The 17,411-nt window shown below is 39.1% G+C and carries 11 protein-coding genes; 9 read left to right on the forward strand and 2 right to left on the reverse strand.

The features are described from left to right. Positions 1–35: 35 nt before the first annotated feature. From V7K40_RS12200 to V7K40_RS12235, 8 genes are all read left to right on the forward strand, one after another. Positions 36–2,642, forward strand: coding sequence for a TonB-dependent siderophore receptor (locus V7K40_RS12200; protein WP_334959829.1), 2,607 nt, complete (start codon positions 36–38; stop codon positions 2,640–2,642). Positions 2,643–2,753: 111 nt separating this feature from the next. Beyond that, on the forward strand, positions 2,754–3,011 hold the full coding sequence (locus V7K40_RS12205) for a PepSY domain-containing protein (RefSeq protein WP_334959832.1): 258 nt from the start codon (positions 2,754–2,756) through the stop codon (positions 3,009–3,011). A 401-nt stretch (positions 3,012–3,412) separates the two neighbouring features. After that, positions 3,413–3,976: a hypothetical protein gene (locus V7K40_RS12210; RefSeq protein ID WP_334959834.1), complete on the forward strand. Its 564-nt coding sequence runs from the start codon at positions 3,413–3,415 to the stop codon at positions 3,974–3,976. A 76-nt stretch (positions 3,977–4,052) separates the two neighbouring features. Further along, positions 4,053–4,439 carry a DUF2358 domain-containing protein gene (locus tag V7K40_RS12215; protein WP_334871703.1) on the forward strand — a complete coding sequence of 129 codons (387 nt, stop codon included), beginning with the start codon at positions 4,053–4,055 and terminating at the stop codon, positions 4,437–4,439. 75 nt (positions 4,440–4,514) lie between these two features. Continuing rightward, positions 4,515–4,688, forward strand: a complete 174-nt coding sequence (locus tag V7K40_RS12220; protein WP_334959836.1) for a hypothetical protein — start codon at positions 4,515–4,517, stop codon at positions 4,686–4,688. A gap of 435 nt (positions 4,689–5,123) precedes the next feature. Next, positions 5,124–5,780 carry a DNA-binding response regulator gene (locus V7K40_RS12225; protein WP_334959997.1) on the forward strand — a complete coding sequence of 219 codons (657 nt, stop codon included), beginning with the start codon at positions 5,124–5,126 and terminating at the stop codon, positions 5,778–5,780. 13 nt (positions 5,781–5,793) lie between these two features. Further along, positions 5,794–7,755, forward strand: a complete 1,962-nt coding sequence (locus V7K40_RS12230) for a CHASE2 domain-containing protein (protein WP_334959838.1) — start codon at positions 5,794–5,796, stop codon at positions 7,753–7,755. Positions 7,756–7,799: 44 nt separating this feature from the next. Next, positions 7,800–8,561 carry a DUF928 domain-containing protein gene (locus V7K40_RS12235; RefSeq protein ID WP_334959841.1) on the forward strand — a complete coding sequence of 254 codons (762 nt, stop codon included), beginning with the start codon at positions 7,800–7,802 and terminating at the stop codon, positions 8,559–8,561. Positions 8,562–8,611: 50 nt separating this feature from the next. On the opposite strand, the gene V7K40_RS12240 is transcribed toward V7K40_RS12235, so the two are convergent. Together V7K40_RS12240 and V7K40_RS12245 are read right to left on the reverse strand one after the other, a co-directional pair. Then, positions 8,612–11,221, reverse strand: a complete 2,610-nt coding sequence (locus V7K40_RS12240; RefSeq protein ID WP_334959843.1) for a CHAT domain-containing protein — start codon at positions 11,219–11,221, stop codon at positions 8,612–8,614. Positions 11,222–12,110: 889 nt separating this feature from the next. After that, on the reverse strand, positions 12,111–12,413 hold the full coding sequence (locus V7K40_RS12245; RefSeq protein ID WP_334959845.1) for a hypothetical protein: 303 nt from the start codon (positions 12,411–12,413) through the stop codon (positions 12,111–12,113). A gap of 425 nt (positions 12,414–12,838) precedes the next feature. Between V7K40_RS12245 and V7K40_RS12250 the strand changes: the two genes are divergently transcribed. Next, positions 12,839–17,275 (forward strand): filamentous hemagglutinin N-terminal domain-containing protein, encoded by a 4,437-nt coding sequence (locus V7K40_RS12250; protein ID WP_334959847.1) that lies wholly within the window; start codon positions 12,839–12,841, stop codon positions 17,273–17,275. Positions 17,276–17,411 lie beyond the last annotated feature (136 nt).

The raw sequence follows: 17,411 nt of genomic DNA on the forward strand, positions 1-17,411 counted from the left end.
TTTGTTTTGAAAAATACGATTAGGTGTGTGGAGTTATGAAACTGTTGCGATCGCTGTTTATTTCCTGTTTTTTTATTGCAGTGATTATACAACCAACTCAGGCAAAGGAAGTAACTGAAATTTCTCGTGTACAGGAACTAAAGCGTTCTGCAAGAACAGTTAAAGAATGGTTAGCTCAGATAGAACAACAGAACCCTCCTGACCAAGCAGGGAAACAGGAGAGTGAAGTTGTACAAGTTACCTCAGTGAAAACAAATCCCACCGATAAGGGTGTGGAGTTGATTTTACAAACTTCCATTGGGCAACAATTGCAAGTAGTGAATCGCAGTTCGGGTGATAACTTTATTGCTGATATTCCCAATGCCCAACTGCGTTTACCCAGTGGTGATGTATTCACGTTTCGCTCTACAAAACCAATTGCAGGGGTTAGTGAAATAACGGTAACAAACTTTGATGCTCAGACTATCCGGGTGAGCGTGACAGGGGAGGTGGGTGTACCAATTGTTGAGTTGTTTGACAGTCCAGATGAAGGTATCATCTTCTCTGTTGCAACTGCTGCATCCTTGGCACAACAACCTCAAACGCAACCAACTCAGCCACCAAATCAGCCAGAAACTCAGACACAGCCTAGTCTTCCATCAACACAGGGTGATCAACCGATTGAGCTTGTAGTGACAGGTGAACAAGATGGATACACTGTGCCAGAAGCGAGTACTGCAACCAGAACTGATACACCTTTACGTGATATTCCCCAGTCGATTCAGGTAGTTCCCCAGCAGGTAATTAAGGATCAGGGAATCACGCGGATTAATGATGCTGTTCGTAATGTGTCTGGTACATCATTTACAACGGGGTATGGCAATTCCGAAAACGCTGTTAACATTCGCGGCTTTAATGGCAACTCTTTAAAAGATGGATTTACCACTACGTCTATCTTCACCAATGCTACCAATATTGAGCAGGTAGAGGTACTCAAAGGTCCGGCTTCAGTGCTATATGGACAGGTGGAACCGGGTGGAGTGATCAATTATGTCACGAAAAAACCTTTGAGTAACCCCTATTATGCTGCTAATTTCACTGCTGGAAGCTACAACTCTTACAATGGGGCGATTGATTTGTCTGGGCCGCTGACGACCGATAAAAAGTTGTTGTACAGGTTGAATATTTCTTACGAGGATTCCGATAGTTTTCGAGATTTAGTTTTCAACAAGGTTTTCTTTATCTCTCCTGCGTTTACCTACAAAATCAGCGATACAACAACCCTGGATTTCGCCTACGAGTATCAAAAATTTAACTCCAGCTTTGATCGCGGCTTTCCTAACGACCTTAGATCGTTTAATCTGCCGATCAATCTTTCTTTAAATGATTACAATGCCGCTCAAGACATTGAAAGCCATCAAATCGATTTAACGCTCAACCATCAGTTTAATGATCATCTCCGGCTCAGGAGCCGGTTTGAGGCGAAGTTTGAACATTATTACAGTGCTGTGGTTAATGAGTATGCTTTTGCCGAAGATGGTCAAACAGTGTTGCGAGGCTTCTACGGTGGTGATTCTAATTCAATCAACCTGGCTCTGCAAACTGATTTAATTGCTAAATTTAAAACTGGTTCTATTGAGCATCAACTGTTAGCAGGATTGGAATGGAAACCAAGTTTTAGTTCTGATCCAGGCTTTGGTGCTGATGAGGGATATCCGTCGATAAACATTTACAATCCCACCTATGGCTTCCCCTTCCCTGCGGTTATTACGTCGGATAGTAACAGTAGAAATGATACTGTCGGAATTGCCTTGCAAGACCAGGTGACATTGCTGCCAAATCTCAAGTTGCTTGTAGGCGGTAGATATGACTTTATCAGCACAGACACTGAGAGTATTGATGACATCAGTATCCCTAGCGAACCGCAAAAGTCCGGTTCTGACTCCCAAGCCTTTTCCCCACGTGTGGGTATTGTTTATCAACCAATCGAACCCATCTCGCTGTACGCCAGCTACAGTCGCTCTTTTACAGGCAACTTAGGAACCCTAAAAGCAGACCTGACGCAAATAGAGCCGAGTCGTGGTACACAGTACGAAGTTGGTGTCAAAGCAGAGCTTTTTGGTGGGCGGCTGATAACATCACTAGCAGCCTATGACATTGCCAAAACAAACATCCCTACCACAGACCCAGATAATAATCAATACTCAATCGCCTTGGGAGAAGTCAAAAGCCGAGGAATTGAATTCGATATTGCCGGCGAAATCTCACCTGGTTGGAAAGTTATTGCTTCTGCGTATCTCAACGATACCTATACTAGTAAAGACAGCAATTCGGCAATCATAGGGGGGGCTTTGCCAGCTATTCCTAGTCAGGGTGCAAGTCTGTGGACAACCTACGAGATTCAAAAGGGGAGTTTGAAAGGGTTAGAGTTTGGAGCAGGCATATTTTATGTGGGCGATCGGGTTAATGATTACTTTGACCCGATTATCACCCTTCCTTCCTATGTCAGAACTGATGCTGTCATTTCCTATAAACGTGATAATTGGCAAGCTGCACTTAATTTCAAGAACATCTTTAATGTCAGATATTACGAAACCAATTGGCCTCTTATCTTCCCCCAAGCACCATTTACCTTACAGGGTACAATTTATGTGGAGTTTTGACCCCGCCCTAAACCTCTGACAAGTGTAGGTTTTTTACAACAATGCTTGAAAAGGGACAAGGAGTATCCTACTGATTCATTAAGCCTGAGCTTGTGCAAAGGAGCATCTACCTTGAGTTATAAAAAACTACGTAACATTGTATTTACTCTGCATCGCATCCTGGGTTTTGCGATCGCATTGATTGCAATCATAGTTAGCTTAACTGGCAGCCTGATCGTCTTCCAGTGCGAAATCAATGAATTTCAATTGCATCAACACTTTGGCGCTATTATTCCCCAGGGCAATCGCTTATCGTTGGAAGTTATCCTAGATTTTGTCAAAGCTGCCTATGCCAACCAGCCTCAAAGCGTAAACGTTTCGTTGATTTGAAATGGTGAGGCAGTCCAGTCTTCTCCCAAGGGGAGACGCCAAGGGCGATGGGGGTTCCCCCCATGAGGAACTGCCGTTAGCGCAGCGTAAAGCCTTCTCTACGAGAGGCTGCGCCAACGGCATGGCTTCGCTTAGAGCGAGCCTGCGAGCGTCACCCGAAGGGGTTGTTTATTTCCGCCGCGCTGTACTAGTACCGCAAGGCGGAATTAAAAATTAAAAATGAATACAGCATAAGGGTTTCCTTGATTTGGAATGGTTGGCTTATTTCCGCCGTGTTGTACTAGTCTGTGAAAAACGACATTGATCTGTGAACAGTGACATCTAATTTGTGAATCTACAGTACTAGTGAATAAGCTGATCCACCTCTGCGCTAATCTAGAGGTTATATCTAATAAAGGCTTATGACACCTGAAGAAATTGTAAGTACGGTAACAGAATTATTTGGTACATCGGCTGTTCATGCGATCGCTCCTGGATCATGGCAAATAGACAGTTCTGGTTTTCGGCTGTTGGTGCTGCTTTCCGAAGATAATACTTGGCTGCGAGTTTTACTGCCTATTGTGCCCTCAAAGGAAGGGCAACCATTTTTAGCACAGTTCCTAGAAGCCAACTTTGATGACACTCAAGAAGTACGTTACGCTTTGTATGAAGGGAAAATTTGGGGGGTATTTCAACATAATACTGGCACTTTAGTAAGTACAGATTTGTCCGATGCAATCAACCAACTTGTATCTCTTTATCAGGCTGGATTAGATAATGTCTTTAATCGACTAATTGAAAGCCGCATCCGGCAAATTATTCAAGCAGCAAAACAACAAGGACAATCTCTGCAAGCTACTATGCAAACCTTAGAACGCTTTTATGCAGAAGGATTAATGGGCGATATAAATCAAACCCCAGAGGCGCGAGAAAAAGTCCTAATTGCTTGGCGGCGTCAGTTAGAAAAATTATGGAATGAAGGTTGATTTCAATTTTTAATTAGGGATTCCTATCTGCGCCACGTTTACATATTAAAGTAATTTATACCTCTATCTATTAATCATGGATATCATTGAAATCCTCAAAGAAGACTATCAAAGATTCCCTGTAAATCAAACTTACAGCATTTACACTCCAGACGTTTATTTTCAAGACCCGCTGAATAAATTTCGTGGTGTTAAACGTTACAAACAGATGATTAATTTCATTGAAACTTTGTTTTTAAATCCCAAAATGGACTTACATAGCATTCAACGTTTGGGAGACACAATAAAAACTGAGTGGACACTTAGTTGGAACACTCCTCTCCCCTGGAAGCCACGGATTTCTATTCCTGGTTGGAGTGAATTAGGTCTTAACTCTGATGGTTTAATTATCTCCCATATCGATTATTGGAATTGTTCACGCTTAGACGTGGTTAAGCAGCATTTCTTTGCTGCAAAAATGTAAACAATTAAGGCTTGCTCTAATTCCCTCATTAGAGTAATCCAACTAAAAAAATGCCCAAATGCTGCAAGAAAGTACATGACCACGCAACAGAGTTTAAGACTGGCTTTAAGCCATATTCGCCCTGATGATTTCAATACTGTAAAGGCGATTTCAGAATTAGATTTAGAAGCGATCGCCTCCCACTTCCAGCCAAAAGGGTATGCTCAGAGCGGCCGCATCTTGTCAATAAGAGTATTTTATTATCAATAGATTGAAAAACAATCTCAATAATCTTTAGTAAAAAATGCACTTTTGTGCATACACTATTAAGTTTTTCTCCGATAAACTATTAAGATTAATATCAATATCTATCCTGCAAACCAGTGATTGCGAGGGTAAGATTAAGCAGGAGTCAAAAATATAAAACTTTTTGTATTATTTGCTCCATAATAATCTAAAAGTCAAATTATTTAGTTACAGGATTCACACAAATATCTTGATTTAACACTTAGTTAACGAAGATATCCAAATACCAACTATCCTAATTTGTACTTACCTGATCAAAAGTATTTAATTAGCAATTTATAACGTGAGAGCAGAGAAATTATGGTTGAAGTTAATCTGAATAAATTAGCAAAGAACCAAATACAATTAGAGTTTCAAAACTTAAAACCAAAAAAAATATTGGTTGTTGATGACCACCAAATGATTTTAACTGGAACCCTCGATGTATTGAAGCGACAATATCCAGACACGGAATTTATTCAGGTAAAAACTGCACGAGATGCTTTGGAAGAAATAGCTCAGATTCAAGCAAAACAGGAAGATATAGAGCAGGAAAAAGCACTTTTAAATTTGATTGTGGTAGATTTATCGATTCCTGCTAGCCAGGGAATTACTGCGACTACTGATACTGGAATTGAACTGATCAAGCAGCTACTCAAACAATATCCAGAGCAGAATTTTTTGGTACAAAGCAGTTATGTTAAAGCTTTGGTGCGGATAAAACATGAAATCGACAACCATCAGGGGGGATTTGCGATCGCAGATAAAAATTTGCCCGAATCGGAAATGTTAATCCGCACGAGTTTAGCACTTCAAGGAGGAACCCATACTAAAGATATTAAAACAGCAATTGAATTGAAACCGGAATGGTTGCAAGTTTTGCGTCTGGCATTTGACGAAGGATTGATGGATAAACCGATCGCCGACCGTATGTATAAATCGGAACGTGCTATTCGCAATTACTGGACGAAAATCCAGGATGTACTAGGTGTTTACCCGGAAGACTGTAAGGAATGTGGAAAAAGTTTGAGAATCCAAACAGAAATCCGTGCCCGTGAAGAAGGATTAATTGATTAGGAGATGACAGTAAATGCCTAGAGATTGGGATAAAATTACTATGGAATTAAAGATATGGCGCTATGCAGCACTGCCAGGAATTATTGTGTTGATACTGGTTATCCTCGCTCGTATAGCTGGTTCGCTACAAGTTCTAGAATGGATGTTATTCGATACATTTTTACGTCTGCGTCCATCCGAATCTGTTGATGAACATGTGGTAATTATTGGTATTGATGAAGATGATATTGCTAAAGCCGGACGATATCCCATCCCCGATAGTGAAATTGCAGATTTACTAAACAAGCTGGAAACTTACAAACCTCGTGCGATCGGACTTGACCTTTTCAAGAACGTTCCTGTAGAACCAGGTCATAATAAACTCGTGAAAACTTTTCAGGATAATCCAAATATATTTGGTATCGAAAAAGTTCAGAAACCTCAGATTCCAGCAGCTAATTTTATTCCTAAAGAAAGGACTGGGATAGTAGATATTCACAGCGATAAGGATGGCAAAAATAGACGCTACATTTTATGGACACCAAACCCCAATAATATTCAAGAAGACCGTTTTTCTCTAGGTTTTAAACTCGCTCAATTTTACTTACAATCACGGGGAATCAATGATGAAAATGGTAAAAAAGACCTAGAAACAATACGGTTTGGTAATACTGAATTACCCCGTGTAGTACCAAATTTTGGTGGATATGTTGATCAAGAAAGTACAGGTGAACTACAAATATTAATCAACTTTCGGCGCAAAAATCAGCCATTTCGCATTCTTTCACTCAATGATATTAAAACAGATCGAACCACAAAAGGTAAGATAGACCCTAGTTGGTTGCGTGACAAGATTATTATTGTTGGTAATTTATCTCCTAGTGTTGGGGATAATTTGTATACATTAGCAATTCCTGAAAGGAAAATAACTGGTCAAATATATGGAGTTGAGTACCACGCACACGCAACTAGCCAAATTGTTAATGCTGTTTTAAACAATCGCCCGATGTTGAAGTCTTGGGCAGAACCTTGGGAATATATATGGATAATAATTTGGGGAATTACTCCGATCGCAATTGGACGCTTTACCCAATCTATTATGAAAAATCTATTGGCTGTAACAGTAGTGGGTTTGTGCATTGCTGGTAGTGGTTACATCAGTTTGCTATTGTGGGGAGTTTGGGTTCCCGTAGTTCCAAGTTTGCTAACTTTGGCAATAAATGGTGTGGGATTGAGTGCATTCGCATTCTTTCAGCATGATAAACTGTTGCGTGAAAAAAATGACCAACAAAAGCGCACAATTGAATATACATTTAATCTTATTCATAATGGACCATTGCAAACCCTCGCCAACGGATTACAACAATTAAGGAAGCAGAATTTACCCAATGAGCAATTAATTTATCAGTTTGAAAAGCTCAATTCTGAGATTCGTGAAATTGGTGAGTATTTACGGGTGGAAGCACTGACGACTCATGAAAGTTTAAGATTAGGAAGTGGATTAAAAATAGATTTAAATCGTCAGATACACGATTTATTTTACGAAGTATATTCCAGCACTTTCGAGCGCGAGACTCTAGAATATTTAAAAACTCTTAAAATAAAAACACGCACATTTGAACCAATTAATGATAAATACTTAAGTATGGAACTCAAGAGGGAACTATGCTTATTTTTAGAAGAAAATTTGTGTAATGTGGGTAAACATGCACAAGGAGTAAAGTGTATAGAAGCATCAGGGATTTGCGTAGACGGTGAATACTCACTTTGTATCAAAGATGATGGTTCTGGGTTAACTGCACTCAGCGAAAACAAGGGTACAAAACAGTCTCAAAGCCTTGCCAGAAAATTAAACGGAAGCTTTAAACGCGAGACTGTCAAACCACGAGGTACAGTGTGTAAATTGATTTGGAAATTAACTACAAATGTCCAGCAAGTAAATACTCAAAAACCTGATTTTAAATCTTGGATTTTAAAAAGTTTGCATATTCCCTAGCTCGATAATTAACTAATATCAACACGCAAAACTAAGAAATATCTATGAAACTTCGTAATTTTTCGTTGTTTCAATCGTTGTCTTCAAAAGCGAACCAACGCCGACTGGTAAGTATTTTTACTTTAAGCTTGTTTCTGTGGATTATACCAGAAGCGAATGCAAAATTCAAACCCCGCACTCGCAAAACTCCTAGAGAATACTCTGGTCGTGGTGGTTCGCGAGGTTGTCCTGGTGATGTCGGAATTCCTCTAACTTTACTAGCACCGCAGACTTATGTGGGTGAAACTGCATCCAAGCGTCCTACATTTGCGTGGTTTATGTCAACAGCACATACTGTTGATTTTATGTTGTTTGAGTTGAAGCCAAATCAAAAACCGCAGATAGTAATGAAAACAGAGGAATTGAACTCATTACCAGGAGTGAATAAATTTGTAGTTTCTTCTACGCAACCGCAACTTACGGTAGGAAAAGAGTATTTATGGCAAATTTCGATGCTTTGTCCCAGTGGTTTAACTTTTGTACGTGCAGAGTTTCAAGTTGTGAACAGACCTTTGGAACTTGAAGGAAGCATTAAATCTACTAATAATTCAACTCAAAAAGTTGCTTATTTGGCAGAGCAGGGACTTTGGTATGATGCGTTTGCAGAAGCACTTAAATATTCCACTCAGGAGAAATTAGGAGAATTAGGTTCTAATTTAATTCAAGAATTAATTGAGTATGAAAGCATAGAATACCAGCCTAATGTCAGCGAAACAACTAATAGGCGCATCAAGAATTTGCAACTGATTTATCAGCAAGAACGTTGATTGCAAACGCGTTATTTTTAGAGACGTTGTATTGCAATATCTCTAGACAATTAAACCCAATTACCAATCAAAATGAACGGCGACCAAAATGCCGGACTTGCAAACTCAGATTCTTCTCCAGTTAACTTTATCATCTTAATTTGTGCTTGACGTAAAGCTTCAACTTTTGTCATTCCTGGCTTTTTTAAATTACGATAGAACTCTTCAATTAAAAGCGCTGTTGATTTATCCTGGACTGACCATAATGAAGCGACTGCACTTTTAACACCAACTTGTAATGCAACTCCAGCTAAACCCAATGTAGCGCGATCGTCTCCTAATGCTGTTTGACAGGCTGTGAGTACTAACAATTCTAATGTATTTGCTTTACCACGAAGGTTACTTAAAGCAGCTTCGAGTTCGCTAATTGTAAGTTTCCTGTTATTTCCAGTGATAATAAATGTATCTTCAGTAATTGTTCCAAATTGCGCGTGACTGACTATATGAACAACAGGAAAAATGTTTTTATTACCTAGTTCTGTTCTCAAAGTTTCTGGAGCAAATTTTGCATCAATAAAAAATATACTATTGGGAAAAACTTGTTTAACGGCTTCGATTTCCTCCTCAGCATAGTCTAATGGTTGAAATTCTTGTCGATCTATAATTGCTGCTTTCGTTAAACCCAATACTAGAGCTTTTTCTAGGTGGCGATCGCTCGATTTTGGTGCAGTCAAGCGAATACTAGGAGTTGTTCCAACTGCATATTGTTGTATTAAATATTCTTGTGCTTGAGTATCGAAGAGTGCAGCCATTGGAATACTACGTAGAAAGCCGTCTTGAACAAATACTAATGTTTTAATATTTGCTGCTTTGAAATCTTTTACGAAAGGACGAATTATCAAGTCGTACAGTTGACTTGCTAAAGTGCGATCATAGCCATCAGGACGACCTTGACCCAAAATTAGTGACTTTTGAAATGCTTTAATCTGCTTTTGTAATTCTTCTTTTTGGAGGATTTTATTGCTTGCTTGCACCCAACGAACCAACGTTTCTCCCGGTTGAGTTTTCCTTGGCGGTAAGGTGAGCAGCAATGCTATCTTATGATCAAAAATAATTGAACTCAAAACTGCGGTGTTCTTATCTACTATTTCATCTACTCTCTGAGGATTGAGTACATTAACAATACAATCACCACCAAAATAGTTTTGTAATTCTGCCAACTTTAGAGAATCAATTGTTTCTAAAGCATCCGAAACCTCAGATTTTGCTCTATCTGACTTTACCGATGCTTGCAATATTTGCTGAAGTTGAAATTCTGCCAGTTCGCGGTACAAAGGTTGAATAACATCACGAAAGTCAAATTGAACATCCCGTGTACTTGTGATAATATCGCTGCGAATTGCTTCTAAAGTTTTAAATGCTCTTTGGTATGCTTCTAGTGATTCTTTTTCTTGATTCTGCTTTTTCAAAATTCTTCCTGCTTGCCATTCCCATAAATACAAGCTATCTTTTGCTGCTAATTTTTGGTCTGCTGCTATCAGTGCTTGCTGAGTATACTTGAGTGCTTGCGCTTCATCACCTTGACATTCCCAGAAATGTCCTAATGCACCGTAAGCATATGATTCAACACGAGAAATTTTAATTTTTTTACTGACAGTAATTGCTTTATTTAAAATATTAATAGATTCTGTATTTGATAGGTTACCTAACTCACCTGTTTTTGAGCATTGGGTAATGGAAGAAGTAATTTTGAAATCACTTGGTAATAGAGCTAAATCAATTGCCGCGTAGACTTTTGTAGAAGAATCCGTAACTTTGTCAGTTAAACTTACAGCTTCTCGAATTTTATCATCTATTGTCGTACTGGGGATAAGATTAAAATCGTGGCTTCTATAACTAACTTGAATCGTGTTGAGTAAAGCTTGCAGTTGACCAATAAAATTATTTTGTTTATGTGCTAACTCCAGACTAATATTAAAATATTTGATTGATTTGTTAAAATTCCCTATAGCATTTTGTTGAAATTCTCCTGCTTTGTTACCATTAGTTTGTTTTGCGGACTTTGCCCGTATATACCAAAGTTGTCCTAAATTGACATAGACATTTCCTAAACTGTTATTAATGAGAATTTCATACCTCGAATCTTTAACTTTTGATGCATCTTCTAAATATTGAATCGCTAAATCATAATTCCCCACTAAACGCAGTGCTTCACCCAAAATACCCAATCCTGCAACTTCTGTATGACTATCTTTGTTTGTAAAAGCAATTTGTAATCCACTATTGGCTTCACAGGGTTGTTTTTTATCTGACTTAATATCAAATTTATTACTGCACAATAAGGAAATTGCTTTTGTTGCTTGTCCTTGGTTGTTGTATGTCTGCGCTACTTCCGTCAGTATTCGTCCTACTTGGGGCAAATTTTTTGCTGCACCATAGTAGGTTATTGCTTCATTAAAGAATGCGATCGCCGCTTTTGTATCATCTAATTGCTGATATGCCCTAGCAAGATTTTCGCTGACAACTGCTGCATTCTTGGCATTGTCAGCTTTTTTATAAGCATCTAAAGTTTTCTGCCAAGTCTCTATAGCACCTCGAATATCTCCTGCTTCATAACTTTTAACACCTTGTTCCACCTGTTGGCTAATATCAGCAGTTTGTGCAGTTGCGATATTTCTCATCAAAGGTACGTGAGTGAACCAGGTAAAAAATATGAAGCTGCACAAGAAAAGAAATCCGAGAAATCGACGCTTGTTCAATTGGCGATCGTGATTTACCACAGCCTAACTCCTGCAAATTCTTACTGGGACTTAGACAAAAAATGGCCAGAAAAAACACTCAAATGTATATACAGAGAGACTTTGACATCGTTTTGCCTAGTTTCTTGATGTATCTGGGTTTCAAGCATTTTTGAGAATTTGGTGTATTTCCCTTGCCCTGTATGGGTTTGAGGCTTGTTTATACCTCAAAAATGTCTAAGTCCCGTTACCTTAGATTCCCGACTTATCAAAGAAGTCGGGAATCTTGTTGTTTACAAACACATTTATTCGGTATTAATTCTTATTTAACAGAGTACCAAAATTTTTGAGCGTTGCTGAATCTATGTATGATTCAGCAACGCCAAATTTCCCCTATTGACCAAGTATTTTCCTTTGAGCAATGTAATTATCTAGATTTGCAAAGTAGTTTACATACTGTAATCGCATGATTTTGCAAGTAGACCTAATAGCATTATATGGACTATTTTTGCAACTTTCTAACACAATATTTGCTTGTCGCAACTGTTCCTCTTTCAAGATTCTTAATTCTTGTAATGACAGTCTGTCAAGTTGTTGGCGTGTTACACGTTGTGCATTTGCGGGCATATGCATATTAAAAGAAATCCCGAAAATAGCTAAATAAACTAGTACCTTTTTGAAAGGATTTAAATGAAAAATCATAGTGAATGTACCTCACTTTTAGAAAATTACAAGGTTGACAAGAACTAGAAAAAATTTCGGTCAAATCAACATAGATTGACACACCCAGAATTTAAACTACCGAGTAATACAGCACAGGCATTAATTTTCTTTACTGAGGCGCTACTGATACGACATATGACGGCTCATTTCCATTATCGAAGGAGTACCACACCCCCCCTGGTTGGTTGTAATAGGTGAGCGTATAAAAACCTGATATTTGCTTGTTTGACTGATTATAATAACAGGCAGTGTATGTCCCCCAATTGGTGCTGACGGTTGCCCGGAAAGCTCCACAAATAGGATCATAGCCATCAGGGGAAATTGTCACCTGTGTCTTAGTCAGCCCAATCTGCGCCAGCATTATGCTGTTGTTATGCACTTTCTCACCAAATGAAGCAGATACACGGCTCATGCCTATCACCAAAGTAGTAAAAATCATAGAAACAAGACCAAAAGCAATGCACTTGCGATTTATCATTTGAAAAACCCTCAAGAAAAGTTGTTTTAGGGGTAATAGAGTAATTTTGAAACGATTAAATTACTTGAAAATCCATATTTTACTTGGTGTTTTTGCTTATTAATCGTTCCTGATAGTTTCTAAATTAAACTGATTTCAAAAATAAGTCTTTCAACTTGTTGCTCATGTAATTGCAGATTTCAGCCAAGCAGATTGCAGTTTTCTGCAATCAAAAATGTGCAGAATATTCCCAAAATCAATACTTGCTAAGAAAAAATCACAAATCTCTTCTCTAAATAGCTATATACTACAAATCATAAAATTAATGATTTTCATCACTGGTTATGATTCTGCGATCGCCACAGCGTCAAGTTATTATTATGCAACTATCCCCATTGAGAACGACACAATCTTTTAATAAAACTACTTTGAGCAACAAAAAATTCTTCAATCTGTGTTTTAAAATAGCAAGTGTATGGAGTTTATTTGGAATAGTCGCATTTGTTCAAACTCCTGTTTTTGTCCAAAGTGCGATGGGCGAAGCCCCGCCTTCGGCGATCGCACCTGACAACACATTAGGGGTTGAAAATTCCAAAGTTGTAACTAATTTTAATCTTAATGGTTTACCAGTTGAAGTAATTACTGGTGGTGCAACTCGCGGAATTAACCTATTTCATAGTTTTCGAGAGTTTAACGTCAGCGAGGGACGGGGAGCTTATTTTTTGAGTCCTAGTGCAGATATTCAGAATATTTTGGCACGGGTGACGGGAAGTAATCGTTCTGAAATATTAGGTAAGCTAGGTACTTCTGGCAACTCGCAGCCGAATTTATTTCTAATAAATCCCAATGGGATTATTTTTGGCAAAAATGCCAGCTTAGATGTGCAGGGTTCGTTTATTGCGACAACTGCCAATAGTATACAGTTTGGAAGTCAGGGGATTTTTAGTGCGACGAATCCTCAAGTACTGCCATTATTGACGATTAATCCGAATGCGTTGTTATTTAATCAGATTAATCAAAATGCAACGATTCAAAATAATTCCATTGCACCAGCAGGAAAAGACCCTGCGGGTATTGATATATTTGGTTTGCGCGTTCCTGATGGTAAAAGTTTGCTCTTAGTGGGTGGGAATGTCAGCATGGATCGAGGATGGGCGATCGCGAATGGTGGACGTATCGAGTTAGGAGGATTGACAGAAGCGGGAAGTATTGGAATTCAAAGTAATGGCGATAATGTCAGTTTAAATTTTCCAAATGGCGTACAACGAGGAGACATATCTCTCAATAACGGGGCTATAGTTGGTGTTATCGGTGGAGGTAGCGGTAGTATCGCTGCTAATGCTAGAAATTTAGAAATTTTAGCAGGTAGTCAATTTTTTGCCGGGATAGGGTCAGGTTTAGGGACTGTTAACACTCAAGCCGGAGATATTACAGTTGATGCGACAGAACAAATTAAGCTTGCAGGGACAGATAGCCTAATTTTCAACTCTGTACAATCTCAAGCAGTGGGTAATGCAGGTAATATCACTCTTAAAGCTGGCTCTCTTGAAGTAACAGATGGCGCTCAAATTAATTCCTTTACCCGTGGACGAGGGAATGCAGGAAATATAACGATTCAAGCAAAGGATGCAGTCTCTCTTGATGGAGTAGGACTTTTATCAAGCGGAGTTGATAGTGATGCAGTGGGGAATGCTGGAAAAATCGACATTACTACTGGTTCACTTTCTTTAACAAATGGCGCTGAAATAATCTCCTTGACTAATGGACAAGGGAATGCAGGAAATATAACGATTCAAGCAAAAGATGCAGTTACTTTTGACGGCTTCCAATTTTTTAACGATAAAAGTAGTTTTTTTACAGTCTTACTTAGCAATGTGGAGGCTGGTGCAATAGGTAATGGTGGTAATATCGATATCACTGCTGGCTCATTATCTCTGACTAATGGTGGGCAATTATTGGTTGGTGTGGATGAAAAAACTAATACGCTTCCCGGTGGGCAAGGTACTGCTGGTAATGTAAATATCAACGTGCGTGATGCCTTTACAATCTCTGGAACAAATAGCAGAATCTCTGGAGGTTTGGGTGCTGGAAGCGTAGGACGAGGTGGAGATATCAAAGTTCAAGCTGGAAATGTTTTTGTAAAAGATGGTGGAGAAATCGCTGCTTTTAGTGATGGGAAAGGGGATGCAGGTAACATTTCCATTACATCCCGTAATCTAGTTTCTCTAGATAAAAGCGTTGTTGCAAACTTAGTTCTTAGTCGTGAAGCTATTGGTAATGCTGGAAAAATCGATATCACTACTGGCTCACTTTTGTTAACTAACGGCGCTCAAATAAATTCTTCCACACGTGGACAAGGAAATGCAGGAAATATAACTATTCAGGCAAAAGATGCAGTTACTTTTGACGGATTCCAATTCTTTGACAATAAAAATAGTATTGCATACACAGGAATACTTAGTGATATAAACGCTGGTGCAGTGGGCAATGGTGGTAATATCGATATCACTGCTGGCTCATTATCTCTGACTAATGGTGGACAATTATTGGTTGGTGTGGATGAAAAGACTAATACCCTTCCTGGTGGTCAAGGTATTGGTGGCACAGTAAACATCAATGTACGCGATGCATTTACAATCTCTGGTACAGATAGCAAGATTATTGGAAGTTTGGGTACTGGTGCTACAGGACTTAGTGGAAATATAAACATTCAAGCTAGTAATATTTTCGTCAGAGATGGCGCTCAGATTAATTCTTTCACACGTGGACAAGGAAATGCGGGAAATATAACTATTCAAGCAAAAGATGTAGTTATTTTTGATGGGACAGATAATAACGGTAATAAAAGTGGTCTATTTAGCATTGTAGGTGATGATGCTATTGGTAATGGAGGTACTGTTAGTATCACATCTGGCTCTTTATCCCTAAATAATGGCGGAAGTTTGGGAATTTACGTTAGTGATGCATCAGATGTGCTTCAAGGGAAAAAAGCTACTGGGGGTACGGCAAATATCGACGTCCGTGATGCATTTACAATCTCAGGAGAAGGGAGTAATATATTTGCAAGTCTGGGGTCAGGTGTTGTAGGGATTGGTGGAGATGTCATTATTAAAGCTGGAAACCTTTCTATTCAAAACGCTGGAGAAATCAGTTCAAATAACTATGGGAAAGGTAACGCAGGAAATATTGACATTACTACTGGTTCCTTAAATCTTGCAAATAGAGCAGGAATTTTTGCTGACACTTACGGTGAAGGGAATGGGGGAAACATTACTGTTGAGGCTAAAGATTTAGTAGAAGTCTTAAGTGATAGTCATTTAGACTCTGATGTTGAACAATTTGCTAGAGGTAATGCTGGAGATATAACAATAAATACAGGAAGGTTAATCGTTAGAAATTCACAAATTGGCCCTAGTGTCTTTGGTGAAGGGAATGCAGGCAATTTTACAATTATTGCTTCTAAGTCTGTGGAATTAAGTGGGCAACTTAATAAACGTGAAGGTGATACGAGTCAAGAGGGTTCAGTTGGTTTTCCTGGCGGTTTATTGACTCAAATAGATGTACTTGGTAAAGGTAAAGCAGGTAATTTAACTATTGAAACTAGCCGTTTAAGTGTGAGTGATGGAAGCAAAATCCAAGCTGCAACGTTTGGTGATGGTGATGCTGGTAATATTTTTATTCGTGCCGATGAAATTGATTTATTTGAAACAGAGAAACCTAATTTTTACAGTACAGGTATTTTTGCTGGCGTTCAAACAGATGGAAGAATTGAAGCAGGTATTATAGACCCTCGCAACGGTATACCACCTAAAGGACAAGGTGGAAACTTGACGATCGCAACGAGAAAATTAAGTGTAAGAGACGGTGCTGAAGTTTTTGTTCAAACTACAGGAGAAGGTGACGCAGGAAAAATCTTCATCCGCGCTGGCGAATCCGTAAATGTTACAGGTGTATCCACAGGCTCCTTGGAAAGACAAAGAACCAGCAAAATTACTGCTGGTGCATCTCAAACAAGTACAGGTAATGGTGGAAGTTTAACAATTGAAACCCCGCTGTTGAACGTCACAGATGGTGGATTTATCAGCAGCACGAGTGAGGGAACAGGTAACGCAGGTATCATGACCATCAACGCCGATCGCATCCGCCTAGACAACCAAGCTTCTCTCAATACCAACACCCGCAGCCCAAATAAAGACCCCAATCGCGAACAAGCGACAATCAACCTCAACACCCAAAATTTAACCCTCCGTCGCAACAGCAACATCACTACCAATGCCACAGGCGAAAACGTCATCGGTGGTAACATTAACATCGACACTGATTTATTAATTGCTCTCGAAAATAGTCATATTAGCGCCAACTCAGGTAACTCTCGCGGTGGTCAAGTAAGAATCAACGCTCAAGGCGTATTTGTCGGTACTCAACCCAGCGATGTGTCGAAATACATCACAGCCACTTCGGGAGTAGGTTTATCAGGAACTGTTAATGTTAACTCCCCCGATAACAGCGCAATTCAAAATAACCTCACCGAACTCCCAACTAATGCGATCGACACCAACGCACTCATTGCTAATAGCTGCATAGCCCGTGCAAATAAAAAACAAGAAAACAGTTTTATCATTACAGGTGGAGGTGCTTTACCCAACCGTCCTGGTGATGTATCAATGTCCAACTATTCCACTGGTAGAGTGCGTGGTGTCAATAATGAAAATACATCGCGTCCTTGGAAAAAAGGCGATCCAATTCTCGAACCAACGGGTGTATATCGACTTTCAAATGGTCAATTAGTAATGAGTCGAGAATGCCAAAATAATTGATAAAGCATCCTACTATAAACGTTGCTAAATTGAAGTATAAATTAGTATGCAGAGACATTACATATAACATCTCTGCAAGGATTTTGTTATTACGTAAAATTATTTTACAGTAACCACTCAAACCTAATCTCTTCGA

This window comes from Nostoc sp., from assembly GCF_036917195.1.
Lineage (GTDB): Bacteria > Cyanobacteriota > Cyanobacteriia > Cyanobacteriales > Nostocaceae > Nostoc.

Excerpts from the sequence above, each read along its gene's own strand:
- V7K40_RS12240 (WP_334959843.1), bottom strand. The coding sequence starts at position 11,221 with ATGAGAAATATCGCAACTGCACAAACTGCTGATATTAGCCAACAGGTG.
- V7K40_RS12250 (WP_334959847.1), top strand. The coding sequence starts at position 12,839 with ATGCAACTATCCCCATTGAGAACGACACAATCTTTTAATAAAACTACT.
- V7K40_RS12210 (WP_334959834.1), top strand. The coding sequence starts at position 3,413 with ATGACACCTGAAGAAATTGTAAGTACGGTAACAGAATTATTTGGTACA.
- V7K40_RS12245 (WP_334959845.1), bottom strand. The coding sequence starts at position 12,413 with ATGAGCCGTGTATCTGCTTCATTTGGTGAGAAAGTGCATAACAACAGC.
- V7K40_RS12220 (WP_334959836.1), top strand. The coding sequence starts at position 4,515 with ATGACCACGCAACAGAGTTTAAGACTGGCTTTAAGCCATATTCGCCCT.
- V7K40_RS12230 (WP_334959838.1), top strand. The coding sequence starts at position 5,794 with ATGCCTAGAGATTGGGATAAAATTACTATGGAATTAAAGATATGGCGC.
- V7K40_RS12225 (WP_334959997.1), top strand. The coding sequence starts at position 5,124 with ATGATTTTAACTGGAACCCTCGATGTATTGAAGCGACAATATCCAGAC.
- V7K40_RS12235 (WP_334959841.1), top strand. The coding sequence starts at position 7,800 with ATGAAACTTCGTAATTTTTCGTTGTTTCAATCGTTGTCTTCAAAAGCG.
- V7K40_RS12200 (WP_334959829.1), top strand. The coding sequence starts at position 36 with ATGAAACTGTTGCGATCGCTGTTTATTTCCTGTTTTTTTATTGCAGTG.
- V7K40_RS12215 (WP_334871703.1), top strand. The coding sequence starts at position 4,053 with ATGGATATCATTGAAATCCTCAAAGAAGACTATCAAAGATTCCCTGTA.